The sequence below is a fragment of the Virgibacillus salinus genome (genome assembly GCF_900102415.1).
Lineage (GTDB): Bacteria > Bacillota > Bacilli > Bacillales > Amphibacillaceae > Lentibacillus > Lentibacillus subterraneus.
The window spans coordinates 446,493-471,635 of the sequence record NZ_FNKD01000003.1 but is presented as its reverse complement, the minus strand read 5'-3'; the positions used below and the strand labels follow the sequence as shown (position 1 = coordinate 471,635).

The following is a 25,143-nucleotide window of genomic DNA, read 5'->3' as shown; positions in this document are numbered from 1 at the left end:
TTATCCTCCTCTTAAGCTTGTTTTCTTAATGTTAATCGTTCGATCCGTTTCTCTTGCTTGCCTTCAATTAGCCCTTGCACATAAATACCAGGGGTGTGAATATGGTCTGGGTCAAGATCACCCGGTTCAACCAGCTGCTCAACTTCAGCAATTGTCACCTCTCCTGCTGCAGCAATCGATGGACTAAAGTTACGGGCTGTTTTGTTGTACACAAGGTTTCCGTTTTTGTCCCCTTTTGCTGCCCGAACAAGACTGAAATCTGCTTTTAATGCAGTCTGTAGCAAGTACTCCTTATTATCAAATGTTCGTACTTCCACACCTTCTGCAAGTGGTGTCCCGACTCCAGCTGGTGTATAAAATGCAGGTATTCCAGCTCCGCCCGCGCGAATTCTCTCTGCTAATGTGCCTTGAGGAACAAGCTCAACCTCTAAATCACCTGATAAAACCTGGCGTTCAAATTCCTTGTTTTCCCCAACATACGAGCCAATCATTTTATCAATCTGTTTATTTTTCAGCAGCAGCCCAAGACCCCAATCATCAACACCGCAATTGTTGGATATTACAGTCAGATGCTTTACATTCGATTCCACTAAAGCAAGTATCAGATTCTCCGGAATTCCGACAAGGCCAAATCCGCCCACCATAATAGTGGAACCGTCCTGAATGTTCTTAACTGCTTCATTAAATGATGTATAGGTATTTTTCATCTTTTACACTCCTCTCACAATTATATATGCAAAAACCATGCCAACTTCAGCGATCTTAAGAAAATGTCACAATATCGACGTTTTTAGCTCGAACGAAAAAAATCCAAATTCCGATTTTACGGAAAATGGATTTGAATTCTTATTTAATAGTAATGTAAGCCCTTACTTATATAGTAATTCCACGAATACGGAATACATTTCCGAAATCACGGAAAGTTTATATTCCATATTTTTTTATCTTATCGTACAATTTAGATTTGCCGATTCCCAGCAGTTTTGCAGCCTTCATCTTATCGCCGTTTGCTTTATTTAAACTTCTTTCAATCGTTTGCTTTTCCGTGTTATTCAGGATTTCCTTTAACGTGCCATTCTGTTGCAGGATATAGGAATTGGGCTGGATATGGTCTGGTAAGTCTTCCAATGTAATAATTTCGGTATTCGTTAAGTGGACCGCCGATTCAATAACATTTTCCAATTCCCTAATATTCCCCGGCCATTGATATGTCATGAAACAGTCCAAAACAGTCTGGTCGAAGTCGATAACCCGTTTACCTGAGCGCTTTGTCACTTTGCTAAGGATATATTTGGATAAAACCCGCAAATCCTCTGTTCGTTCTCTAAGTGGAGGTATCTGAACCTGTACAACATTTATCCGGTAAAATAAATCATCCCGAAAGCGCTGTTCTTCGATTAATTTTTCCAGGGACTGATTTGTGGCAGCTATAATCCGCACATCTATCTTTTGAGTATCATTTGCCCCAAGCGCTTCAACTTCTCCTTCTTGTAAAACTCTTAAAATCTTTACTTGGGCGCTTAATGGCATATCTCCAATTTCATCTAAAAAAACGGTACCACCATTAGCAAGCTGAAACTTACCTAATTTGCCACCCTTTTTAGCTCCTGTAAAAGCACCTTCTTTATAGCCGAATAATTCCGATTCCAGTAAATGTTCAGGTATCGCTGCACAGTTAACCTTAATAAAAGGGTTACTACTTCGTTCACTCAGGTGATGAATACTGTGCGCGAACAGTTCTTTACCTGTTCCACTCTCTCCTCTTAGCAATACGGAAACATCGCCAGGTGAAACTTTTTTTATTTTATTCTTCAATTCATTCATTTGCGGGGAACTGCCTACAATATCATGAAGCGAGTATGTTGTTCCATGCTGATTATTCAATTGACTGCGGTAATGTTCGAGCTCCAGTAATAAATCCTTTATATGACTGTTCATCTTTTTCCATTCTTTTGTATCACGAAACAGGACGGTTCCAACGGCGCCAACTACTTCCCCATCAGAACGTACAGGAATACGATTTGCGATCATATGATTACCACGGATATATTGAAGGTCAGCAATTTCTTCCTTTCCGGATTTAGCAACTATATGCATTCTGCTATTTTCAATGACATCGGTTACATGTCTGCCAATCACTTCTTGTTTATTTGTTTCCAGAAAGTCACAATACGTAATATTCATGTATGTTATCAAGCCATCACCATTTACTACAACGAAACAATGGTAAGCGTTCTCAAAAACCGTTTCAAAAATCTCTTCTTTATATTTGTCTGCTAAATGATGCATTGTTACACCCCTCCATACGTCAATTATATTATAACAAAAAGAATAAGGGGGGAAACAGGTTTCTATTGAGACAAGCAATCCAAATTGTACCAACTGTTTAACGAACGAATGACTTATAATAAGTTATTAGATAGGCTGTTTTAAAAAGATTGGTGCTTTTCCAGGAAATGAATCTTAACAAGTAGCTGATATAAACTGCGCCACGACTTCATCTTGATTTCCTTCCATCCTTTAAATGGGAAGTGCTGATCCAACGCTGCAGAAAAATACTCGACCAGGTTCTCATAACCCTGATGAGGGACCGTTCCAGGCTATTCGAACAGAATTCGGGTTCTCATAACACTCATGTTCATTCCGCAGTCAGTTCGGTTAATAACTCTGTTTCATAGTTTCTGAAAGCAATTCCCCTTCTATCAAGCTCAATCATTAATAAATCAATAAAATCTCTTTCCAGTTTTAGTCTCAACGCCTTCTTATATGCGTTTAATAACGCTTCGTCACTTAAATATATCATCATTTTAATACCCCTATTATAATTATATTTAATCTATCGAAAATAAATCAGAATTTTCATGGTATAATAAGTATAGCAATCTCTATCTTTCTATTTAATATAATAAATGTTACCTACAGGATGCTTTCAATTCAAGACGAAAAGCGAAATGTGTCGAATTGCCACAAACGAAGGCATATTGATCTTACTACCTAAAGGGTATAGTAAATACTTGCATCATAAGACTGGGGGGGGAGTAATGAAGAGAGAATGGTTAATCCGACTTCGTAAGTCAAAACAATTCACGCAGGAAAAAGTGGCTTTAGATGCTTATATTGACAGGGCTTTTTATTCACAAATTGAAACTGGAAAGCGTAATCCCAGTTTTAACATTGCTCTAAACATCGCAAAAGTTTTAAATTTTGATCCTATGAAATTTTTTCAGGATAATCTTAATATTGATCAGAGAACCCCTTCATATCGTCATATACCTGAATATTTCAGAAGTATGAATAGAGGAGATATACTATACCTCTTTAATAATTTTGATAACTATCTTGAACATGTAGTAACATTCCTTATTACGGGTGTTCATCAAGACAGTTATTGTATTATCATCGAACAAAAAAGGAATTACATACAAATTCAGCAACGACTGGAAAATTTCTTAACGAAAAGTGAAATAGAAGATCATATTTATTTTATCGACCAGGAAGTGATACTTCAGAATGAACCTAAGGATATCGTAGGTATATTTCATAAATTACAGGATATGTTTAAAGAAGAAAATCCTGTACGTATATGGATGTTTGAAGAGCAATATACCGAAAATGATTGGATTGCGGAGTTAGGCAGTTACCTTGATTTAGAAGAAGATCATACTTTGAAAGTAACTCACAGAAATATATTATTTTTACGTGCATATGACTCTTCGCTGATCTCAGCAGGTCTGCATATCAAGAAGATGCATTGCTATTCCTATCTTATGACAGATTCTGAAATAGTAGATTCTCCGTTTTATCGTTCATGTAATAAATCGTTTATCTTCCCTTCCCTGTTCATCCAAGTGAAATAGTAGAACAGGATTTAAATATGTTAGGAAACATGCCCGTGACGGATTTGAATTATATCAAACTGAAGACCTCCAATCCTATGTATCCAGTGAGGATTTGGAGGTCTTTAAAAGTTGGTCCTGCAGAGAATTGGAATACTGGATTTAGTTTAGTAGCCGTGTAATGTCATGCTCTTCCATACCTGGAGACGCAACGCAAATCATACCACCGCACAAAGAGACTTTCCGCCTTCCAGAACTTTCATCACTTCTCTCGCAACCAGCATAGCTGTACGGGATTGCGATTCATCTGTTAAACCGGCAATATGTGGGGAAAGGTGGATGGATTCAACCTTGGAAAGTGGAGAACCCTTCTGAACAGGCTCTGTTTCCAGTACATCAAGATACGCCCCGGCAATTTCCCCAGATTGCACAGCCTCCACCAAATCCTGCTCATGCACGATTCCGCCTCTTGCTGAATTGATCACATAAGCATGGTGCTTCATGCATTCAAAATTATCTTTGCTGATCATATGCCGTGTTGCTTTTGTCAGCGGGACATGGATGGAAACAAAGTCTGAGTGAGTAAGCAACTCATCAAGTGTTTCTACCGGCCGAACACCGGTTTCTGCCAGTATATGATCGAATGGCTTAACAAATGGATCATAGCCCATGATATTCATTCCGAAAGCATTGGCCCGTTTAGCAACACGGTGGGCAATTTCACCCATTCCGACAAGTCCGAGCGTTTTCCTGTTTAATTCGTATCCCGTAAAGAACTTTCGATCCCAATTGCCCTGACGAACATCAGCATCTGCTTCAGCCAAAGGACGATAGGCATCCAGCATTGATGCCATTACATACTCTGCAACAGACGTCGCATTCGCATGTATAGCCGGGATGACTGGCATGTTTCTGGCTTTTGCCGCGTCCAGATCAATGTTATCGAGTCCAACACCAAGACGGCCGATGACTTTGGTGTTTATTGCTGCATCAAGCAATTCAGCATCGACCTTTGTTTCATTCCTGACAATGAGTGCATCATAGGCCGGTGCCAATTCAAGCAGTTCACTTCTTTTCCGTGACAACTCCATATCATAATCCACGGAATAGCCATTGCGCTTGAGCTCTTCAATTCCATCATCCCACATTAACTCGGTTACGAGCACCTTCATGAGCCTTCACTCCCTATGTGAGTAATTTATTTACCTATGTATCTGTTCCTGACTCTTGACTTAATAATACTGTTCTAAAGTTCCTAATTGATTATATGCATGCAAAGGATAAATGATCTCATCGTGCGAAATTAAATATAGAGCAGCATCATTATAGATACTACTCTTCTCTCAAGCTAACTTATTTTTTATAAATATTGCCTATTTTGCTTTTTGCATATCCATCCGGTTATTTTTCAGGAACATATAAAACGATGAACCAAAAATGATGATATAGCCAATGATACTGAGTATCGTCGGAATTTGTCCGAATAGAACAATGCTTAATAATGCCGAATAAACGACCGTCGAATAAAAGAAAATCGATATTTCATTAGCTGGTGCAAATTTATAAGCAAGCGTTACTCCAAATTGACCGACAGTGGCACAACACCCAGCCAGGATAAGGAATGCCCATTGCTTCATACTCATCGGTTCGTAAAAAAGAATTGTGAACGGCAGTAGCGCCACTGTTGCGAACAAAGAAAAGTAAAAAACGACGGTATAATATTTTTCTTTATTTCCCAAAACCCGAAGAAATGTGTAAGCACCAGCAGCGAACACTGCTCCGAGTACACCAATAATGTACGGAAAAATCTCTACGGAAAATTCGGGCTGAATGATGAATAATGCGCCAATAAACGCTGCGATTACAGCAAAGACCTGAAACCGGCGAGCGATTTCTTTCAAAAAAATCGCCGAGAATATAATAAGAATGAACGGACTGAGTTTATTCAACATCTCAGCATCAGATAAAACCAAACGATCAATGGCATAAAAGTTCAAAACAATTCCAACAGTCCCAAGTGCAGAACGGGAAAGCAGAAGCTTCTGATGCTCTTTTTTTCCGAACAATCTTTCTTTATGATACATCACGATGCCTAATGTAATAATAGCAGCTACAATATTGCGAAAAAATGCTTTCTGTACTGTTGGCAAATCACCGGATAGCTTCACAAGGGCCCCCATAAGTGAAAAACCTAAAGCAGATACCAATAATAATATAATGCCTTTGTTGCGATCAGACATCAGTTGTTCCTCCAATAGCTAATTTCTTAATCACTTGAACTATGCTATTACAAAACCAGAAGAATGGAAAGAAATTTGTTTAATGAACGAAGGAAAGGCTCCTTAAAGCTGTGAACCCTCGAATTTCGAGGGTTCACAGCTAATTGAGTTTAATGATTCCGATTGGGCTCGAACCAACGACCTCATGCCTGTCAAAAATTTTCAATGAAATCCATTTGGTTCAATTGAGGAAAATAAAATTTAATACGTTTGGTTTATCAAGAATTAATTAATATTAAGCTTAAGAATAGGTATGATAGCAATTTTCTACTAGAAACGTATCAGGTTTTGTAGCAAAGGAAAGGTTAGGTAAATAGTTGAACTATGCTGATTAGAAAACTTGGCACTGACCAAGCCTTAATGGCGTGTGCCCTAGTTGCACTTATGCAATAAGGAAGAATTTATACTCTTGTATGAACTAGTTTGATTACAAATTCATTTTCATAATAGCTGGTGTCTGCGTGTTGCAAAGGCACGGGGTATTCTTTAACTTCTATAAAGGGCTTAACGAGCGGACACAGGAGACGCTATTTCTATATAAAAGTGACCTTTTCGAAGTTATCCGGACACAGAAGCACTTATTTTTCATATATCATGGTTAATAGAGGGCATTTGTGCCAAATAAGGTCCCTCGTATCCGCAAACACCACCATTTTCGCGGATTTCTTCCTAATAAGGTCTCTGCTGTCCGCCAAACCTCAAATTTCCATATGAAAACACATCTCTAATTCGATTAAAAATTCATTTTCATGATAGATGGTGGCTGCGCAATCGACAGCTATGTTGGTTTCTTAACTGCAACTAAATCTTACTGACCTTATTACGAAATCACAAACAAAGAAGTAAATTCTACAAATTTAACATGACACACATCCCTTACTTGAGGGATAAAACTATCCATTTCCAAATATATCACAACCATTGACCAATCCTTATTTAGAAAACCTATTTCACAATAAGTACAGGACAGTTCGCTTGCTTAGCGACCTTGTGGCTTACACTCCCCAACACAAATTCCTGAAGGGCATTAAGACCCCTGCTTCCAATTATCACAATGTCAATTTCGTTTTTATTACTATATTCTACGATCGCAGGGCCGGGTTCCCCATGTAGAATTTTTATATCGCATGAAATTCCAGCCTCTTTTACTCAAAAAACTCCTATTTTGCAAGATTTGTGTTTTGGTGTAAAACAGATGAGAACTTTTGTTGAAAGTATACGCTAACCTGAAAGCATTGGACTTGTGATGAGGTAGAGTTGAAATATTAATTAATCTAAGTATTACAAAACGTATTTACTTTGTGTATCCTTCGGCAGTAAGGGCTTTTAACTTGTATGGCAGTCTCACCCAAATACACCTAGCCTTCTATGAAGTCCGTGTTCCTCAAGGCGGAGATTTGCCGCCGACTTCCTTCAGATTCTCGGTCACCCCAGACACCCTTGTCTTAAGCTAACCGCTACTACTGCCTTCGCGGTTCGGGACTCTAACCCTAAAGAATGTGTGCATGCCTGGCACACCATAAAATGCCCCCTCTGTCACTCAGAGGGGGCTATTTAGCTTATTTTAACAAGCTTTTAATTTCTTCTTTATTGTTATCAAATCCAATGAGGTTTTTCACCAGTTTTCTTTTGCCGAAAACCCCTTTTTTATAAAAAGCGAACAACGGAACGATCCGGTTGCCGGAGATTTCCTTCATCTCCTCTTCAAATTCGGGGTTTTCCCCAACATTTTTATGCTGGTACTCAATATTTTCAGATGCTAAATACTCTTTCGTATCCTGACAGTCTGAGCAAATCGGGCGCGTATAAAGCACAAGATCCAAATTGTTTTTCATTGCTTTTCACACTCCTTCTGATACTTATTGTCTTTTTCCGCTAACTCAGCAACTTAAACAGTAGAGGGTTTGAATTTTTTCAAGCGTAATGCGTTAAGCAATACCGACACGGAACTAAAACTCATCGCCGCCGCTGCAATCATCGGATTCAGCAATGGTCCTCCGAACAAGTATAGGATTCCCATCGCAATCGGAATTCCTGATACATTATAAGCGAATGCCCAGAATAGATTTTGTCGGATGTTTTTAATCGTCGACTTACTCAAGTTGACCGCCGTCGGCACATCCATCAAATCACTTCGCATCAAGACAATATCTGCTGATTCCATCGCGACATCGGTGCCGGATCCGATAGCAATCCCGATATCCGCCTGGGCCAGTGCAGGTGCATCATTAATACCGTCACCGACCATTGCTACTTTCTTTCCTTCTTCCTGCAGTTTCTTCACTTCGGCTGCTTTATCTTCCGGCAGCACTTCGCTTAAGACACGGTCGATTCCTACTTGATTGGCGATAGCGGCTGCAGTAAGTTTGTTGTCCCCGGTGATCATGGCAACTTCCACGCCCATGTCATGGAGTTTTTCAATTGCTTTCACACTTGTATCTTTAATCGTGTCTGCTACTGAGATGATACCTGCCAACTCTCCATCAAGCGCCACGAACATTGGCGTTTTCCCCTGATTGGCCAATTGATCGGACGTCTCGGAAAAAGCATCCAGTGCAACTTTGTTATCAGCCATTAACTTGCGGTTGCCTAATAGTACATTACTGCCTTCAATGGTCACTTCGATACCATGACCAGGAATGGCTGTGAAGTTTTCGACCTTTTTAAAATGAAGGTTGTTTTCTTCCGCACCTTCCACGATTGCTTCACCAAGCGGGTGCTCTGACCCTTTTTCTGCCGATCCTGCCAGTGTCAATAACTCATCTTTTGATATCTCTTCCTTGGCAATAATGACGTCAGTAACTTTCAATTTGCCTTCTGTGATCGTGCCCGTCTTGTCAAATACGATCGTTTCAATTTCATGGGTAGTTTCAAGCGCTCCACCACTTTTAATTAAAACACCATTTTCCGCACCTTTACCGGTACCGACCATGATTGCAGTCGGTGTCGCTAACCCAAGCGCACATGGGCAGGCGATGACTAACACGGAAATAGCGATGGTAAACGCGAATAATCCAGTCTGACCGCCAAAATACCAGGCTAATCCGGAAACTAAGGATATGACGATAACGATCGGCACGAAGTAACCGGAGATGACATCAGCCATCTTAGCTATTGGTGCTTTTGAGCCCTGCGCATCTTCCACCAATTTGATGATTTGTGATAAGGCTGTATCCTTGCCTACTTTTGTCGCCTTATAGCGGATGGTTCCATTTTTGTTGATGCTTGCTCCGATGACATTGTCGCCTGCAGCTTTCTCGACTGGAACGCTTTCTCCGGTCAGCATGGATTCATCCACGGAAGTCGCCCCTTCAACTACAATGCCGTCGACCGGCATTTTTTCACCGGGTTTAACGATAAGGATGTCGCCTTCTGCCACTTCGTCCACGGAGATTTCCACTTCTTTTCCTCGCACAACGATCGCGGTTTTTGGAGCCATGCCCATCAATTTTTTAATAGCCTCTGAAGTTTTCCCTTTCGACAGTGCTTCAAAATACTTCCCTAACGTAATCAAAGTCAAAATAACTGCCGCTGATTCGTAGTATAAATTCATCGCATAGCTTGCATCTCCCATTAACACGAATATCGTAGCAATCAAACTATACAAGTAAGCTGCACTTGTTCCTAAAGCAATCAAAGAGTCCATATTCGGATGGCCTTTGAACAATGTTTTGAATCCTACGGTGAAGAAGCTTTTCCCTAAAATCATTACCGGGGTGGTCAGGATCAGCTGCGTGATGACAAAGTTGACCGGATTCAACTCTGGGTCAATGAACCCTGGTAAAGGCAGTCCGATCATGTGTCCCATCGACATCAAAAGTAATGGAATGGTAAATAGACCAGAGAGCCAAAAGCGTCGCCACATGTCTTTGATATGCTGCTCTTTTTTCTCCCGGTCTGTATCCACAGAGCTTGCTGCGTCAATTTCTTCATATGCTTCATATCCCGCACCAGCTACGGCCTCTTTGATATCTTTTACGGACACTATAGCTGGATCATACTGGATGACCATTTTTTCAGTTGCCATATTCACATTTGATTCGATGACGCCTTCAATCTTTCTCGTCGCTTTTTCTACCGATTGAACGCATGATGCGCACGTCATCCCTTCCACTTTGAACGTCTTGGTTTCTGTATCCGCCACCGCTTTGTATCCAGATTGTTCCACGGCTCCATAAATTTCTTCCAGGGAAACCGAGCTTTCGTCATAATCTACTTTCAACTTTTCGGTTGCAAGGTTGACACTTGCTTCTTTTACACCTGGCAGCTTCCCCGTTGATTTTTCAACGGATTGCGCGCATGATGCACACGTCATCCCTTCTATATTCAACATCTTTTCCATACGGTTTTCACTCCTTAATTCATATTGTGGTTATCTCTACACTTACATTGACCTGGCATACAATTGCATGCCACTTCGTCGACAGCCTCGTCTTTCTTTTTATCTAAAACAGTTTGCAGCAACTCAATATCTTTATGGCTCAATGTCGCCCCTGCAATCATATCAGCAATTGTTTTCCCTACTTCTTTACTGCATATTTGATCGAAAAGACGATCCGTAACGCTTTTCACACTGTCTTCTTCACTGAAGGCAGCCGAATAAATATATTTATTGCCTTTCGGCTCCGTATTGAGCATGCCTTTTTTAACGAGACGCCCTATAAATGTCTTAGCAGTCGCCGGCTTCCAATCTTTTTTATCCTGTAAAACTTGAATGATATCTTTACTTGTAGCTTTTTCAAGCGTCCAGACAACACGCATGATTTCCCACTCGGATTCAGTAATCTCTATCTTTTCTTCTATGGCCATTGGAATACCTCCATTTCGTTTACATTTGTAATCGAACAACTTTAGTTTACAATTGTAATCGATTTTTGTCAATAGTATGAGCTTATTTTTAAAAATCAACACGATTTCTTTTTGTTCCGATGAAAAAAGCTGTCCATCGCAACTATCGGCTGGTGCTTGAAAAACGCACAAGCCGCTACTGAAGATTACGGCCCACAGAACAGATGGCAGCCTGTACATTTTTATATAGAGTAAACATGGAAATCGTCGAGTTTAACCCAAATTGTGCTACTTGATCGCTTAATGGTACAAGTACCAATCAAAGGCAGAGACATTTATTACCTTCGTTAAAAACAATAATGCTGGGTTCATCCATGTTGCGGATGCCATGGTCTTGCAAGTCGTTTTTCAATAAATTGATAGTCGTTAAATAAAAAGAGGCTGATCCATAAGTCTGTATAAGACGTTGTGGATCAGCCTCTTTTGCTTTATAGTTATTTCTAATCGATATAAAAAAGCCCCTGACGTTGCGGATCAACGACCAAAGGCTTTTAAGACTTAATGATTCCGATTGGGCTCGAACCAACGACCTCATGCCTGTCAAGCATGCGCTCTCCCAGCTGAGCTACGGAATCGTGTAATAGTAAATATCGGACAACTATAACTATATAGTAGAGTAATAAATTCTGTCAATACGTTTTTGGACTAAGTCCGGAAAATTCTGCTCTTGCTCGCTTCAGGTGTTACCAATTGGATTTATTCAGTTTTCGACGAGATTATTCAGGATTCATAAGGTAATTCTGCGTTTAATCAGTTTTCAGCACCGGTCATTCAGGATTCGTGGCACAACATTCAGGATTCATCCGAGTTTATTCAGTTTTCGCGCCCTTCTCCCAAAAAATACAGCCGCTTCCAACGCTTCAAAAATACTTCCACACTCGAAATATGTTTGTTTTCCTATTATAATAGAATGACAATTGTCCATTTTATACATATCTCGCCTTTCAAGGTAACGATAATCCAAGTTTTTCTTGCATCGGAGGTTCATCACGTGAAGAATGTTTTTTCTTTTTTGAAACCGTATAAAATTCCTATTTCAGTAGCATATAGCCTGACGATAATTGAGCTTATGGTTGAGCTGCTTCTCCCCTTCTTTCTTGGAAAAATGATTAATGATGGGGTGATGAATAAGGATATGGATACTATTATGATGTGGGGCTTCATTATGATTGGTCTTGCATTTACTGCGTTTATCGCAGGGATTTTGAATTCCTTTTTTGCGTCGCATACGAGTTTGGGGTTTGCTTATGATGTTCGGGAGAAGCTGTTTCATAAGATTCAGTCATTCTCGTTTGCAAATTTGAATCAATATCCGACATCTGGGCTTGTGACACGGTTTACAAATGACGTCCGCCAGCTTCAGAATACGATTTTTATGGCATTGCGTATTATGACAAAGGCGCCATTGATTGTTATCGGTGGTGTGGTGATGGCATTTATTGTAAATGCCAGGCTGGCACTGATTTTCCTAATTTCTGTGCCTCTTCTTGTTGTTTTTATATTATGGGTGCTTAAGGTTGCGAGCCGGATGTTTGATAAAGTGCAGAGCCGCGTAGATAATGTGAACCGCGTGATGCAGGAGAATCTCGCTGGGATGCGGTTGATTAAAGCGTTTCTGCGCCGTGATCATGAGGAAGAGCGATTTACCAAAGCGAATAGCGATCTGGCAACGATGACGCGGTCGACATTCCGTTTTATTGAAGCATCGATGCCGATTTTATTATTTGTGATGAACTTAAGCCTTATTTTCATTTTATGGTATGGAAACTCACTAGCAGTATCTGGGCAGACATCTGTTGGGGACGTTGTTGCGATAGTGAATTATGCATTACGCGTGGCAATGGCAATTTCGATGTTCACATTTATTATTCTGGCATTTTCACGCGCAAAAGCGTCTGCCGAACGTTTAAATCAGGTGCTTAGTGTTAATGTTGACCTTGTTGACCATCAGGATGCACGTGATGAGGCTGCTGTCCCTAGTGGGAAAATTGAGTTTGATAACGTTTCATTCAATTACCCAAACCAAAAAGATCCAGTACTTGAGGACATTTCATTCCAAGTGAACCCAGGTGAAAAGCTTGCGATAATTGGTGCTACAGGCTCTGGTAAAACATCATTATTCCAGTTGATTCCACGATTGTACAATGTAAAAAACGGTAATATCTATATTGATGATGACCCGATTACGTTCTATACATTAGAACAGCTTAGACGGAGTATCGGTTATGTTCCTCAAAACCCGCTCCTGTTCACTGGTTCCGTCACTGATAATATTGCATGGGGAAAAGAACATGCATCACAGGAGGAAATTTTTCAGGCGGCACGGGATGCGCAAATTCATGACACGATTATGGACTTGCCTGATCAATATGATACAAAAATCGGTCAAAAAGGTGTCAATTTATCTGGCGGTCAGAAGCAGCGAATTTCAATTGCGCGCGCATTGATCCGCCGCCCGAAGATACTAATGCTTGATGACAGTACGAGTGCTCTGGATCTTGCTACTGAATCCAAATTGCTTGATGCGATTCAGCATGATGATTGTACAACGTTAATCATTACTCAGAAAATCTCTACTGCCATGAGTGCTGATCGCATTTTACTGATGGATTATGGTGAAGTGCTTGCCCTTGGTACACATGGTGAACTATTGGTGCAGTCCAGCCTATACCGCAGAATTGTGGAGTCACAGTTTGGAAAGGAGCTTCCTGATGCCACTTAAAGCTATTAAACGCCCTTTTCAATATAAAAAGATTCCGCTCGAGAATATACAACATGATAAAAAGGATAAAGCCCGCAACACCTCTGGTACGATCAAGCGAATCTGGCTATATCTTGCTCGTGAAAAAGCGATGCTCTCACTGGTGATTTTCATGGTGGTAATCAGTTCCGGATTAAGTCTGCTTGGGCCATTCATGGTCGGAATGGCGATTGATGATTATATTGTGACACAAGAGGCATCAGGACTTGGCATGCTGTTAATCTGGCTGGTTATTATCTACCTGTTCCATTCGTTATCGATTTTTTTACAAAATTACTGGATGGTAGGTATTGCACAGAATACGGTTTATTCGCTGCGTTCAAACCTGTTCCATCAGTTCCATCGCCTGCCGATTTCGTATTTTGATAAAAGACAGCATGGCGAATTGATGAGCCGCATTACCAACGACATCGACAATGTAAATAACACTCTCAACCAGTCGGTTATTCAAATTTTTGCGAGTATCCTAACCCTAGTTGGTACTTTAGTTGTCATGCTTATCTTGAGTCCCCTCCTGACAGCAGTGACGATGACGATTATCCCAGTTATGTTCCTTGGGATACGCTGGATCACCAAGCGAACTGGTCCATTGTATAAACTGCAGCAAAATCATTTGGGTGATCTGAATGGATATGTTGAGGAAACTGTTTCAGGCCAGCACGTTATTAAAGCTTTTTCCCAGGAAAAACGTGTGATTGATGAGTTTAAGGGAAGGAACAAAAGCCTGCAGCATTCTGGTTTTTGGGCGATGACAATCTCCGGATTTATTCCAAAGGTCATGAACATGCTCAACTTTTTAAGCTTTGGTCTGATTGCGTTGGTCGGCGGTATACTTGCAATTGAGGAGATTATCACAGTTGGGGTTATTGTTATTTTCACCGAATACGCACGACAATTTACCCGCCCATTAAACGAGTTGTCAAACCAGTTTAATATTTTACTGTCAGCTGTTGCTGGTGCTGAGCGGGTTTTCAATGTAATCGATGAAGAACAGGAAGAAACCGATGAACAGACTGCAAGAGACCTAAAGCAAACTGACGGAAATTTAAAGTTCCAAAATGTCTCATTTGCCTATGAAGATACATCTATTTTAAAGAATGTCACCTTTGAGGCGCATCCTGGTCAAACAGTTGCATTTGTCGGTCATACTGGGGCCGGAAAAACAACGATTATTAATTTAATTTCCCGCTTCTACAATTATGATTCCGGCGAAATAACGCTTGATGGTGTGGATATAAAAGACATAAAACGTTCAAGTCTAAGACAGCATATGGCGTTTGTGCTGCAGGATGCTTTTCTTTTCAACGGGACCATCCGGGAAAATATCCGTTACGGACGTCTGGATTCCACTGATTCAGAAGTTGTTTCAGCTGCCAAAAATGCAAATGCGCATGACTTTATTGTAAGGCTACCAAATGGATATAATACTATTCTGGACCAGGATGGCAGCGGAATCAGCCAAGGTCAGAAACAGCTTATCACGATAGCCAGAGCGATTTTAGCCGATCCATCAATACTTATTTTGGATGAAGCAACAAGTAACATTGATACAGTAACCGAATTAAAAATTCAGGATGCATTAAAAGAGCTCATGCAAGGCCGAACCAGTTTTGTAATCGCCCATCGGTTAAATACGATTCAGGAAGCAGATAAAATAATCATGCTCGAGCATGGTGAAATAATCGAGCAAGGATCTCATGAGTCATTAATTGAGCAAGAAGGCAACTACTATGACTTGTACAAAGGTCAACTTAAACAACGTGCATAGAATATCCAATCCAAACATGATAGACTCTATTTGTAAACTGTTTTATTTTGCCAGAAATAAAGGAAGCTAACAAGACACATTCAAATGAGGTGTATACAATCGGACGAAAAGGAACTATGGTCGACAAAGAAATTGAAAGCAACTATTTAAATGAAACAATGACACTTAAACTATATCAGCCAGAATCGTTTTCACCTCTTTACAAGTACCACATATGTATTATGCAGGATGGTGATGATTACTATCAGCTTGGTCGCGTTGCCACATTAAGTGACAAGCTGCACTCAAATGATGAAATTAATAATACCGTTTTTGTTGGGATTCATTATCAGGATAAATATGACCGCAAGAAAAAATACCACCCAACTGGTGATCAGCAGCATGCCTATATTAAATTCCTGGTACATGAAGTAGTACCTTTCCTTGATGACTTGCTCCCTACTTACCATATGGGTCAGTCCCGTGCTCTAATGGGAGATTCACTTGCTGGAACACTAGCTCTCATGACAGCCTTGAAATATCCAAACACATTTGGCAAAGTAATCATGCAATCGCCTTATGTTGATGACACTGTTACAGAAGCCGTTAAAAACGCCAAAAACTCCCATTCCATTGATATTTATCATACAATTGGAACAGCTGAAACAGCGGTAGATACAACAGATGGAAAACAAGTCGATTTCATAACACCAAACCGTAGGCTTAATGAACTACTTAAGGATATAGGCATGAGCTATACGTATCATGAATTGGAAGAAGGCGAACACACTTGGAAATTTTGGCAAAAAGATTTAAAGCGAGCACTATCAACGCTTTTCGGCTAAATATTTACTAATTTCTGAAAATCTTCTTTATACACTAAGTAAATTTTTGTTATAATAAAAGGTAGACCAAAATACAATAAAGCATTTCTTTTAATGCATAAGTGCAACTAAGGCTTTCGCCACTAAGGTTTGTACTCCAAAGTAAAAGATACTCTAAGAAAACATTTCTTAGGTTCCGTTTAGCGATAAGCCAATAAGCCAATTTTTTAAAAATTATGTAGGAGGATTCTTATGACGAAATATGGTATAGCTATTTTTCCATCAAAACCAATTCAAGATGACATTAACTCGTACAGAAAACGTTACGATCCGCATTATGCTCTGATTCCACCACACCTTACACTTAAGGAAGCATTTGAAGCTGATGATGAAACAATCTATGAACTTGTTACAGAATTAAAGCATATCGCAAATGATACAGAACCGTTTAAGTTACAAATTAACAAAGTAAGTACATTTGCACCTGTAACCAACACAATTTATCTGAAGGTTGAGCCTACAAAGCAGCTGATCGATTTATTTGAAAAAATGCAGACAGGCAAGTTCCCGGAAAATATGGAGTACAACTTTGTACCACATATAACTATTGCTCAGAAACTTTCACATGATGAGTATTCTGACGTGTTTGGCAGCATGCAAATGAAAGACATCCAATTTGAGGATACTGTAGATCGCTTCCAGCTTTTGTATCAATTGGATAATGGAACATGGACTGTTTATGAATCGTTCGTTTTTGGGAAGGAAAAAGTGTGATAGTAAAAGTAGTTGAGACAAATGACCAGAGACAACAGGCATATAATGTACGAACAGTAGTCTTTGTTGATGAACAAAACGTACCAGCTGAAGAGGAGCTTGATGAGTTTGATGAGCAAGCTATTCATTTGATTGGCTACGATAATGACAAGCCAATCGCAGCCAGTCGGGTACGTTTTGTAGACAGCTACGGCAAATTAGAACGAATTTGTGTTCTCAAGGATCAGCGAGGCAAATCCAATGGCGCAAAAATGATTGAGTCAATGGAAGCCATCATCAAAAATGAAGGCTACGGCAAAGCCAAATTGAATGCCCAGACACATGCGATTGATTTCTACCAGCGACTCGGATACAAAACAATTTCCGGTGAATTCATGGACGCTGGCATCCCTCATGTAACAATGGTAAAAGAACTAAATTAAGGCGATAGTCTGTTTCCAAACGGACTGTCGCTTTTTTTTTGCAGTTACGAACCTTCTTGCAACATAAGTGCAACTAACGCTTAGCGAAAAGCCACGTTTTCTGATGTATGGTGATTCCCTTTTCGGATATCCTAATGGAGAAAGTGCTATGAGGGGGAGCTTCTGATGCAAAATTTAATGCCAATATTTATTGAAACATTGTTTGGCTTCCTTGCCTTATTTATATTGACTAAGGTGCTAGGTAAAACACAAATAATACAGCTAACTGCATTCGACTTTATTGCAGCGTTAGTCTTGGGTGAACTTGTCGGAAATGCAATTTTTGATGATAAAGCCGGGATAATTGAAATTGCCTTCGCAGTATTAGTAGCTGGAATTGTTTTATACCTGACAGAAATTATTACGCAAAAATATAAAGGAACCCGTTCACTCTTGGAAGGACAGCCATCAATCATTATTCATAAAGGAAAATTAATAAGAGAAGAAATGAAGAAAAATAAGCTGGATATCAACCAATTACAACACTTACTTAGGTCTAAAGACGTATTTTCCATCTCGGAAGTGGAATACGCAATCTTGGAAACAGACGGCACGGTTTCCGTGATGAAAAAATCCATTCACCAAACTACGACCAAACAAGATTTTAATATAGCTCCTAAAACTATCAGGCTGCCAATTACATTAATTAATGATGGAGAGGTATTGTGGGATAATCTAAAAGAAGTAAATCTATCGGAGGGCTGGCTCGAACAGGAACTAACCAAACAAGAATTCCATTCAGTAAAAGAAGTCTTTTATGCAGAGTGGAATGAGGGGAAAGGTGAATTATTTGTACTACCATTTACCGAAAAAGAGACATAGCTTATTTTGACTTTAGAAATCCTGTTTATCGCAAGAATTTAATGGTTAAAACCTAATTATATATTTAACAGGCAAGAAAGCCTGGTTAATTGAGCCCAGCCTTAATTGGCAAGGGCTCTCTTTTACTATTATATACTATCACTAAAATGATGGCCTTTTCCTGTAACATCAGCTAGTATTTTTTCGGCAGTTGGTGATTTTACAGCAGATAGCTTGTATCCAGAGTCTTTAATTGTTCTGAGCCGCCCTTCTTGCCTAGCTATATCCAGGTGTTTTGCTTCCAACATTGCTTTGTATGGTTTCTCAATGTAATAAGGATCCTGTTTATCTTCAGTTACACGCTGCTGGTAATCTTTATACTGATAATGATTTATCGGTAAAATATAACCCACCGTGAACATCCCCTTCTACCTGTTTTTAAATTTATTTGTATTAAAAAACTTGGCTTATCGCCAAGAACACCATTTTATATCTATATATTCGATAACTATATAACAATACCCTTTATTAGTAGAATTTATTCCATTTTTTTTTCAAATTCATGCATTATTTTTTCAAATTCAGAAACCCCTTGCAAAAATTCTTTATTCCAGTCATCCATTTCCTTCTCAAAAACATGCATTTTCTTCTCTGGATATTGGAACCATTTTTCATTTTTAGCTAAATGTTTTTCAATTATTTTCAACTGCTTAAGCAAACGAATGTCACGCTTCACTCTCATTCACTCCCTTAGATCAATAGCGTAAGTGCACCGTATGGACTGCGACAGCTTATCCCGGCAGTTGGATGTAGCCACAAGATGCGGGAGTTTTAGTCAAACATCCTTTATTTCTTATCGTAAACGCTGGAGCTGGACGTTGCTGATTCGAAAGTCCAGTTATCATTAACACTTATATTTTATAATTTTCTAAACTAAGAAAAAGACAGCTACCCAAAGCTGTCTGCAACCTTCTGCTTACTATATCCAGGAAAATGGTCCACGATTATCATTGTCGCTAGAATCGGAACTTGAACTTTCATCATCGTGGTCCCGATGCCGATGACCTGAGCTTTCTAAACCTTCTACCCTCTCATCATCATCCTGTCTACCTCCGAAAAAAGGATCTCTACGACGACGATCAGGTCTGTCAAAGTAAACATTATCTGCTTTTATTACTAAATCCTTAACATGAATAACTTTTCTGTTATCAGACATTTCATTAACACTCCCTTTGAGATTCATGGTCGCTATTAGTCTATGTATCTTTTTTCAATGGGTATAGACAAATGCCCCAAATTAAAAAAGATTTCTATTATAAATATCTCAATAATGCTGACGAATGCCCACACCATATACCTACTGACACATATCCTATTAAAGACAACAAGTCAATAATATTTAGGAAGGAGATATAATTCATGGGTTGTGGAAAAGACTTTGATACAGGTAACTGTGTATGCGATATTTTAAGAGAAATAGTTGATGCACAAAATGATGTTGTAGAGAATTGCTGTGACACGAGCTGCGAACGGTCCATCAGTGATTTGCTTGGGGAAACAGACAATGGCAATGGATTAGACACAGTACCAGTAATATTATACTGTAAAGATAGCTGTAAACCTTTTAAAGGCTTCGGTGCTCATCCAGATGATATTGGGGATGTTCAGGCAAGCTTTTACTTCCGCGTTAAGCGTGTGATGGATGATTGCTGTGCTGTAGTGGAATTATTAAGAGACCCAGGTGACAATGACGACAATCCAAAGGACCCAGTAGACCAGGAAACGAAACCTTTACGTGCTACAGGAATCTGCTTGACGGTTGATCTAAATTGCTTCTGTCATATAACATGCCTTCCTGCAGTTTCAGCTTTTAACTAATCAATAAACCCAAAAAAGTGCGCCAGCAGCAATGCGGCGCACTTTCTTTTTTTAGAAACCAATAAGACGAATATCATTTATCGAATCAAAAGGTATTTCTGTTGTTGATGTTCTTCTGCCAAGACGCATGATAACATTATCTTCCAGAAAATCAACAATGGTACCGCGATAATTTCGTTCTTCTGTTTTAACTTCACATTTCATTGCAGGAACATGCTTGGGTGGATTAACAAAATAGTCAACACGCTCATTTAATGTCATATCCTTAAATTTCTTTCGCTCTTGATCTGAGCTTTCATCACTCTCATCTGCTTCTTCATTTGTATCTTCTGCTTCCCCGTCACTTTTTTTATTAAAATGATCTCGTCTTAAGGGACGCTTCTGCACACTTTTGGTTTCCTGAGCCACCACCTGTTCAGCTGGTGCATTTTTTGGCGTTGTGTATTGATGTTGCATTGGAGCTTTTGGTGTTCCTATTGATGGCTGATGAATATAGAGTAATGGGCTTTTGGCAAACTTTTTTTCTCCCATCATGCATTCTCTCCTTTGTATTCCATTAGTCAGACCATTATATGAACCCAGTTTCGAATATGTGTATTTCGCCTATGCCTATACCAAAAAGCTCATAAATGCTGTTGCCATCCCAAAATAGATAAGAATTGAAATGATGTCATTGATTGTTGTGATAAATGGCCCAGATGCAACAGCCGGATCTATATTAAGTCTATCCATCAAAATTGGTACTAGTGATCCTGCTAGCGTGGCAACAATTAGCGTTGCCATAATCGATAAGCCTACTAGTAATCCGAGAAAGAACTGGCCCTGCCACAGGAAAATAATTATAGTAATGACTAGTCCGCAAACTGTCCCAGTAATTAGCCCTGTTCCAGCTTCACGCAATACCAGCTTCATCTTTCCCTGTTTGCCATAATCACCATTCGCAAGTCCGCGAACTGCAACGGCTAGTGCCTGTGTACCCGTGTTTCCGGCCATTCCTGCTATTAACGGGATAAAAATCGCTAGAACTGCAACCTCATCAAGTGTATTTTCAAACTGACCAATCAAGCTTGCTGTAAACATTCCCAAAAACGATAATATTACAAGCCATGGCAGGCGTTTTTTTGCTGAAATAAACGCGTTATCATTTGGTCGATCGATATCGGATACACCAGCCAGTTTAGAATAGTCATCACTTGCTTCCTCATCCATTACATCTAAAATATCATCGACAGTAATAATTCCTAATAAGTGGTTCTGAAAATCAACTACCGGTAAGGCGAGGAAGTCATAATCACGCATCATCTGAGCAATTTCTTCCTGGTCCTTTGCAACCGATACGGAAACAATCTTTTCACTCATTAAATCTGATATCAGTGTATCATCATCAGCAATAATCAAATCGCGTAACGATAGCACCCCAACAAGCCGTTTATCTTGATCAACTACGTATAAATAATAAATTGTTTCAGCTACTGGAGCTTCAGCCTTCAAATACTGCATTGTATCTTTTACAGTCTTGGTTTGATATATCGCTACAAACTCCGTTGTCATAATACTACCGGCAGTTTTTTCCTCATAATGCAGTAATTGTTTAATTTCGTTGGCAGCTTTATTGTCCATTATGGTGAGAAAACTAACAACGGCATCTTTTTCTAATTCATTTAAAATATCTACCGCGTCATCAGTCGACATGTCCGCAAATACCATCGCTGCAAAACGTGGATCCATCTCCATGAAAAACGGTTCAATATCTTCAAGATCTATGTTTTCCATGAAATTCGCTGTTTCTTCAGGTGATAAGTACATATAAATTCTTAGTCGAATATCTTCTGGCTGTTCCATAAAAAACACGGCTTGATCATATGGATGCAAATCCAGAAATTCATCTCGGAATGCTTCTATTTGCTCATTTTTTATAAGGGTCTGCAATTGGTTATCTATATGTTCCATATGATCACATCCTTCTTCTATCTTTGTCCTCCAGTAATTATAGCATTTATAAAATTAACTCCCAATATGTTCCTGCTTATTTCTTTTTGAAATGAGGACTTAATTTATTTGTCATTATCGTGTAAAATTGCTAAAGGATAGAAACAAACTAGATTATACAGAAAGCATGGTTAAATATGAAAAATCTTAATATTGATTATACGCTAGTATTCATCTTAATACTCTTAGGTTTAGTAAGTCTATTTACTTTATTTACAATCGAACCCAGCTTACCGGAAAAATATGACGGGTCAAATTTTATGCTTAAACAAGCATTATGGTTCATAGCTGGGGGGATCGTAATAACTGCAGTCATGCTTATTGATTATGACCGTTTTCATCAAATCACCTGGATACTATATGGGATTGGATTAACTTCACTGCTTATGCTTTTCGCTGGATTTCCGGCTGGAATTGTCCATGAAGCAAATGGTGCTGTCAGCTGGTTTAAATTTCCGGTGATAGGAACGATCCAACCTGGTGAATTTATGAAGGTAATCCTTGTTTTGACACTTGCACATGTAATGGTTCGTCATAACACTAAATATATTGAGAAAACGATTAAAAGTGATTTAGGACTGCTTGCGAAAATAATTATAATTTCTGCTCCCCCAATGGCTTTATTGGCAGTACAGCCAGATTTGGGTGGATTGTTAGTGCTGATAGCGATAACTGGCTTTATGATTCTCGTATCAGGTGTCCAATGGCGAATTCTTTTTTCAATAGCTTTTATCGTAATTGATATCGTGTTACTGGCTATTGTCCTATGGTATTTATTTCCTGGGCCAATTGCTGTTTACCTGGAAGAATCAGTGTTTGACCACGTATCAAGTAGATTCTACGGCTGGCTAAATCCGCAGCAAAATTATGATGCGGGCTATCAATTGATATTGGCGATGATGGCAATAGGATCAGGCCAGTTATTTGGAAAAGGCATTGGTGATATGGAGGTTTATGTACCGGAACGCCATACAGATATGATTTTCACAGCAATTTCAGAGCAATTTGGCTTTGTCGGTGCAAGTCTTGTTGTAATGTTATTTTTCTTATTAGTTTATCGTCTGATCCACATTGCATTGTTAAGTAACGATACTTATGGCAGCTATCTTGTAACAGGTCTTGTTGGTATGTTTGCCTATCAAATTTTCCAAAATATCGGTATGTCAATCCAGCTGTTACCTATTACAGGACTCCCACTCCCATTCATAAGTTACGGCGGCAGTTCAACAATCACCTATATGCTGTCTATTGGTATTGTTCTTAATGTGCATTCTAGAACGAAAGAATATATGTTTAGCGAGGCTAGGTGGAAAGAATAATGAAAATAGATGTTATCGGTGATGTACATGGATGTATGGATGAGCTTAAAGAGCTCTTTCATACATTAGGCTACAGACATGAAAAACAAATCTTCTTGCACCCTGACGGCAGAACTCCTGTATTTCTAGGTGATATTACCGATCGGGGTCCACATTCCATAGCGTTAATTAAACTTGTATATGAGATGGTAATCGTACACAAGAAAGCTTACTATGTTCCAGGTAACCATTGCAACAAATTATATCGTTACTTTTTAGGAAACGATGTCATGCAGCGTTATGGCTTGGAAACAACGGTAGCGGAATATACATCATTACCGAAGTCTGAACAGCAAACGTTAAAAGAACAGTTTATCGAGTTATACGAAAATACTCCATTATATCTGGAAATACCAGAATTAAAAACTATTGTCGCACATGCAGGAATTAAAGAAGCATATATAGGACGAACAGATAATCGAGTAAAAACGTTTGTACTTTATGGTGATATTACTGGAAAGTTTGATGAGGATGGCCGTCCGATTAGACGCGATTGGGCCCAGGATTATCAAGGTAGTCACTGGATTGTCTATGGCCATACACCGATAAAAGAGCCGCGTATAATTAATAAAACAATTAATATTGATACTGGATGTGTATTTGGAAATATGTTGACTGCTTTTCGATTACCCGAGGAAAAAATCGTTTCTGTACCATCAATACAGCCTTTAGTCGGGGAGAAATTTCATTATTTTGAGTGAATCAATTCGACCATATCATGAGCTATAGGTATTGTGAAATTCATTCTCTCTTTGCTTAAAGGATGTACAAATGAAAGCTGATAACAATGAAGTGCCTGACGGTTTATCACCTCAGTGGAAGCTCCATACAGGTCATCACCTGCTATTGGATAGCCTAAATCAGAAAAGTGTACGCGTATTTGATGGGTCCTCCCCGTTTCCAGGTGAACATCCAGGAGTGAATGGGTTAGCGACTCTTCTACAACATTATAATGCGTAATAGCAGGCTTCCCTGTTGCTGTTACTGTTCTTTCAATAATGGAACCTTCTTTGCGTCCAATAGGTGCATCGATGGATCCTTTTTTATTTTCTAAATGGCCTTCTACTATTGTATGATAACGTCGGTTTATCCTGCCTGCCTTTTGTGATGCCGCCATAATCGAATGACTGTAGCGGTGTTTCGCAATGAGTAATAACCCTGAGGTGTCCCTGTCTAGTCGTGTCACAATATGAACTGTGTATGGTATATCGTGGTTTTCGTAATAGAAAAGAACCCCATTTGCAATAGTTCCAGAAGGATGAATGTTGGATGGAATAGTTGCGATGTGTGGCTGCTTGTTAATAATTAATACATCCTCATCCTCATAAACAATCGAAAGCGGTATTTCTTCAGGTGTCATAAAAGGACCTTTTTTCTCTTTTGGAAATGTAACCGAAAGTGTATCACCAACTTCTAATTGGTAGCGAACTGTTTTGGGTGACCCATTCACATAGATTTCCCCACCATCATGAACGATTGCTTTAATTACATTTCTGGAGAAAGCTTGTACCTGCTTTAAATATTCTCGAATAATCAGTCCTTGATATTCATTTTCAATTATCCACTTCAACACACTTCACCTGCCAC

The 25,143-nt window shown here is 39.3% G+C and carries 24 protein-coding genes, 1 tRNA gene and 1 pseudogene; 10 read left to right on the top strand and 16 right to left on the bottom strand.

Annotation, left to right across the window (positions count from 1 at the left end; translation table 11 throughout):
- Positions 1-11 precede the first annotated feature (11 nt).
- The 3 genes from BLS02_RS14390 to sda all read right to left on the bottom strand — a co-directional run bounded on the left by BLS02_RS14390 (position 12) and on the right by sda (position 2,806).
- Complete coding sequence (locus BLS02_RS14390) at positions 12-707, bottom strand: CoA transferase subunit A (RefSeq protein WP_092493721.1); 696 nt, start codon at positions 705-707, stop codon at positions 12-14.
- Between the two features lie 217 nt (positions 708-924).
- The gene (locus tag BLS02_RS14385; RefSeq protein ID WP_092493720.1) at positions 925-2,289 is read right to left on the bottom strand and encodes a sigma-54 interaction domain-containing protein; all 1,365 of its coding nucleotides are present in this window, start codon (positions 2,287-2,289) and stop codon (positions 925-927) included.
- A gap of 349 nt (positions 2,290-2,638) precedes the next feature.
- The gene (gene sda, locus BLS02_RS14380; RefSeq protein WP_092493719.1) at positions 2,639-2,806 is read right to left on the bottom strand and encodes a sporulation histidine kinase inhibitor Sda; all 168 of its coding nucleotides are present in this window, start codon (positions 2,804-2,806) and stop codon (positions 2,639-2,641) included.
- A 235-nt stretch (positions 2,807-3,041) separates the two neighbouring features.
- On the opposite strand from sda, the gene BLS02_RS14375 reads away from it, so the two are divergent.
- Complete coding sequence (locus BLS02_RS14375; RefSeq protein WP_092493718.1) at positions 3,042-3,857, top strand: helix-turn-helix domain-containing protein; 816 nt, start codon at positions 3,042-3,044, stop codon at positions 3,855-3,857.
- Between the two features lie 197 nt (positions 3,858-4,054).
- Here BLS02_RS14375 and BLS02_RS14370 read toward each other — a convergent pair whose 3' ends face one another.
- The 7 genes and pseudogenes from BLS02_RS14370 to BLS02_RS14340 form a co-directional block, all read right to left on the bottom strand.
- Positions 4,055-5,008 carry a hydroxyacid dehydrogenase gene (locus tag BLS02_RS14370; protein ID WP_092493717.1) on the bottom strand — a complete coding sequence of 318 codons (954 nt, stop codon included), beginning with the start codon at positions 5,006-5,008 and terminating at the stop codon, positions 4,055-4,057.
- A 201-nt stretch (positions 5,009-5,209) separates the two neighbouring features.
- On the bottom strand, positions 5,210-6,076 hold the full coding sequence (locus tag BLS02_RS14365) for a DMT family transporter (protein ID WP_092493716.1): 867 nt from the start codon (positions 6,074-6,076) through the stop codon (positions 5,210-5,212).
- Positions 6,077-7,060: 984 nt separating this feature from the next.
- Positions 7,061-7,261: pseudogene (locus BLS02_RS14360) on the bottom strand (universal stress protein); the annotation flags it as partial.
- Between the two features lie 413 nt (positions 7,262-7,674).
- Entirely contained in the window at positions 7,675-7,950 is a 276-nt protein-coding gene (locus BLS02_RS14355) for a glutaredoxin family protein (RefSeq protein WP_092493715.1), read from the bottom strand.
- A gap of 53 nt (positions 7,951-8,003) precedes the next feature.
- Positions 8,004-10,457, bottom strand: coding sequence for a heavy metal translocating P-type ATPase (locus tag BLS02_RS14350; protein WP_092493714.1), 2,454 nt, complete (start codon positions 10,455-10,457; stop codon positions 8,004-8,006).
- Between the two features lie 14 nt (positions 10,458-10,471).
- On the bottom strand, positions 10,472-10,924 hold the full coding sequence (locus BLS02_RS14345) for a CopY/TcrY family copper transport repressor (protein ID WP_092493713.1): 453 nt from the start codon (positions 10,922-10,924) through the stop codon (positions 10,472-10,474).
- Between the two features lie 541 nt (positions 10,925-11,465).
- A tRNA-Val gene (locus BLS02_RS14340) sits at positions 11,466-11,538 on the bottom strand.
- Positions 11,539-11,954: 416 nt separating this feature from the next.
- Between BLS02_RS14340 and BLS02_RS14335 the strand changes: the two genes are divergently transcribed.
- The 6 genes from BLS02_RS14335 (at position 11,955) to BLS02_RS14310 (ending at position 18,352) form a co-directional block, all read left to right on the top strand.
- Positions 11,955-13,685 carry an ABC transporter ATP-binding protein gene (locus BLS02_RS14335; protein ID WP_092493712.1) on the top strand — a complete coding sequence of 577 codons (1,731 nt, stop codon included), beginning with the start codon at positions 11,955-11,957 and terminating at the stop codon, positions 13,683-13,685.
- Positions 13,675-15,492, top strand: coding sequence for an ABC transporter ATP-binding protein (locus BLS02_RS14330; RefSeq protein WP_092493711.1), 1,818 nt, complete (start codon positions 13,675-13,677; stop codon positions 15,490-15,492). Before BLS02_RS14335 ends, BLS02_RS14330 begins: the two co-directional genes overlap by 11 nt.
- Before the next feature lie 98 nt (positions 15,493-15,590).
- Positions 15,591-16,316, top strand: coding sequence for an alpha/beta hydrolase (locus BLS02_RS14325; protein WP_092493954.1), 726 nt, complete (start codon positions 15,591-15,593; stop codon positions 16,314-16,316).
- Between the two features lie 231 nt (positions 16,317-16,547).
- A complete protein-coding gene (locus BLS02_RS14320) occupies positions 16,548-17,069 on the top strand; it encodes a YjcG family protein (protein ID WP_092493710.1) in 522 nt (173 codons plus the stop codon).
- The gene (locus BLS02_RS14315; RefSeq protein ID WP_092493709.1) at positions 17,066-17,491 is read left to right on the top strand and encodes a GNAT family N-acetyltransferase; all 426 of its coding nucleotides are present in this window, start codon (positions 17,066-17,068) and stop codon (positions 17,489-17,491) included. The genes BLS02_RS14320 and BLS02_RS14315 overlap by 4 nt, the downstream gene beginning before the upstream one ends.
- A gap of 165 nt (positions 17,492-17,656) precedes the next feature.
- Positions 17,657-18,352 carry a DUF421 domain-containing protein gene (locus BLS02_RS14310; protein ID WP_092493708.1) on the top strand — a complete coding sequence of 232 codons (696 nt, stop codon included), beginning with the start codon at positions 17,657-17,659 and terminating at the stop codon, positions 18,350-18,352.
- A 128-nt stretch (positions 18,353-18,480) separates the two neighbouring features.
- Here BLS02_RS14310 and BLS02_RS14305 read toward each other — a convergent pair whose 3' ends face one another.
- From BLS02_RS14305 to BLS02_RS14295, 3 genes are all read right to left on the bottom strand, one after another.
- Complete coding sequence (locus BLS02_RS14305; protein ID WP_092493707.1) at positions 18,481-18,744, bottom strand: hypothetical protein; 264 nt, start codon at positions 18,742-18,744, stop codon at positions 18,481-18,483.
- Positions 18,745-18,869: 125 nt separating this feature from the next.
- Positions 18,870-19,067 carry a hypothetical protein gene (locus BLS02_RS14300; protein ID WP_425445152.1) on the bottom strand — a complete coding sequence of 66 codons (198 nt, stop codon included), beginning with the start codon at positions 19,065-19,067 and terminating at the stop codon, positions 18,870-18,872.
- A gap of 243 nt (positions 19,068-19,310) precedes the next feature.
- Positions 19,311-19,547 carry a hypothetical protein gene (locus tag BLS02_RS14295; RefSeq protein WP_092493705.1) on the bottom strand — a complete coding sequence of 79 codons (237 nt, stop codon included), beginning with the start codon at positions 19,545-19,547 and terminating at the stop codon, positions 19,311-19,313.
- Positions 19,548-19,750: 203 nt separating this feature from the next.
- On the opposite strand from BLS02_RS14295, the gene BLS02_RS14290 reads away from it, so the two are divergent.
- A complete protein-coding gene (locus tag BLS02_RS14290; RefSeq protein WP_092493704.1) occupies positions 19,751-20,209 on the top strand; it encodes a CotY/CotZ family spore coat protein in 459 nt (152 codons plus the stop codon).
- Positions 20,210-20,260: 51 nt separating this feature from the next.
- Here the strand turns inward: BLS02_RS14290 and BLS02_RS14285 are convergent, their stop codons facing one another.
- Entirely contained in the window at positions 20,261-20,743 is a 483-nt protein-coding gene (locus BLS02_RS14285) for a CotO family spore coat protein (RefSeq protein WP_092493703.1), read from the bottom strand.
- 75 nt (positions 20,744-20,818) lie between these two features.
- The gene (gene mgtE, locus BLS02_RS14280; RefSeq protein ID WP_092493702.1) at positions 20,819-22,159 is read right to left on the bottom strand and encodes a magnesium transporter; all 1,341 of its coding nucleotides are present in this window, start codon (positions 22,157-22,159) and stop codon (positions 20,819-20,821) included.
- A gap of 176 nt (positions 22,160-22,335) precedes the next feature.
- On the opposite strand from mgtE, the gene BLS02_RS14275 reads away from it, so the two are divergent.
- Both BLS02_RS14275 and prpE read left to right on the top strand, forming a co-directional pair.
- The gene (locus tag BLS02_RS14275) at positions 22,336-23,517 is read left to right on the top strand and encodes an FtsW/RodA/SpoVE family cell cycle protein (RefSeq protein ID WP_092493701.1); all 1,182 of its coding nucleotides are present in this window, start codon (positions 22,336-22,338) and stop codon (positions 23,515-23,517) included.
- Positions 23,517-24,257, top strand: coding sequence for a bis(5'-nucleosyl)-tetraphosphatase PrpE (gene prpE, locus BLS02_RS14270; protein WP_092493700.1), 741 nt, complete (start codon positions 23,517-23,519; stop codon positions 24,255-24,257). The genes BLS02_RS14275 and prpE overlap by 1 nt, the downstream gene beginning before the upstream one ends.
- Here the strand turns inward: prpE and BLS02_RS14265 are convergent.
- On the bottom strand, positions 24,245-25,129 hold the full coding sequence (locus BLS02_RS14265) for an RluA family pseudouridine synthase (RefSeq protein ID WP_368073020.1): 885 nt from the start codon (positions 25,127-25,129) through the stop codon (positions 24,245-24,247). The two genes, prpE and BLS02_RS14265, sit on opposite strands and share 13 nt — an antisense overlap.
- Positions 25,130-25,143 lie beyond the last annotated feature (14 nt).

Coding starts and splice junctions, on each gene's coding strand:
- BLS02_RS14390 (WP_092493721.1), bottom strand. CDS start 707: ATGAAAAATACCTATACATCATTTAATGAAGCAGTTAAGAACATTCAG.
- BLS02_RS14385 (WP_092493720.1), bottom strand. CDS start 2,289: ATGCATCATTTAGCAGACAAATATAAAGAAGAGATTTTTGAAACGGTT.
- sda (WP_092493719.1), bottom strand. CDS start 2,806: ATGATGATATATTTAAGTGACGAAGCGTTATTAAACGCATATAAGAAG.
- BLS02_RS14375 (WP_092493718.1), top strand. CDS start 3,042: ATGAAGAGAGAATGGTTAATCCGACTTCGTAAGTCAAAACAATTCACG.
- BLS02_RS14370 (WP_092493717.1), bottom strand. CDS start 5,008: ATGAAGGTGCTCGTAACCGAGTTAATGTGGGATGATGGAATTGAAGAG.
- BLS02_RS14365 (WP_092493716.1), bottom strand. CDS start 6,076: ATGTCTGATCGCAACAAAGGCATTATATTATTATTGGTATCTGCTTTA.
- BLS02_RS14355 (WP_092493715.1), bottom strand. CDS start 7,950: ATGAAAAACAATTTGGATCTTGTGCTTTATACGCGCCCGATTTGCTCA.
- BLS02_RS14350 (WP_092493714.1), bottom strand. CDS start 10,457: ATGGAAAAGATGTTGAATATAGAAGGGATGACGTGTGCATCATGCGCG.
- BLS02_RS14345 (WP_092493713.1), bottom strand. CDS start 10,924: ATGGCCATAGAAGAAAAGATAGAGATTACTGAATCCGAGTGGGAAATC.
- BLS02_RS14330 (WP_092493711.1), top strand. CDS start 13,675: ATGCCACTTAAAGCTATTAAACGCCCTTTTCAATATAAAAAGATTCCG.
- BLS02_RS14320 (WP_092493710.1), top strand. CDS start 16,548: ATGACGAAATATGGTATAGCTATTTTTCCATCAAAACCAATTCAAGAT.
- BLS02_RS14310 (WP_092493708.1), top strand. CDS start 17,657: ATGCAAAATTTAATGCCAATATTTATTGAAACATTGTTTGGCTTCCTT.
- BLS02_RS14295 (WP_092493705.1), bottom strand. CDS start 19,547: ATGTCTGATAACAGAAAAGTTATTCATGTTAAGGATTTAGTAATAAAA.
- BLS02_RS14290 (WP_092493704.1), top strand. CDS start 19,751: ATGGGTTGTGGAAAAGACTTTGATACAGGTAACTGTGTATGCGATATT.
- BLS02_RS14285 (WP_092493703.1), bottom strand. CDS start 20,743: ATGATGGGAGAAAAAAAGTTTGCCAAAAGCCCATTACTCTATATTCAT.
- mgtE (WP_092493702.1), bottom strand. CDS start 22,159: ATGGAACATATAGATAACCAATTGCAGACCCTTATAAAAAATGAGCAA.
- BLS02_RS14275 (WP_092493701.1), top strand. CDS start 22,336: ATGAAAAATCTTAATATTGATTATACGCTAGTATTCATCTTAATACTC.
- prpE (WP_092493700.1), top strand. CDS start 23,517: ATGAAAATAGATGTTATCGGTGATGTACATGGATGTATGGATGAGCTT.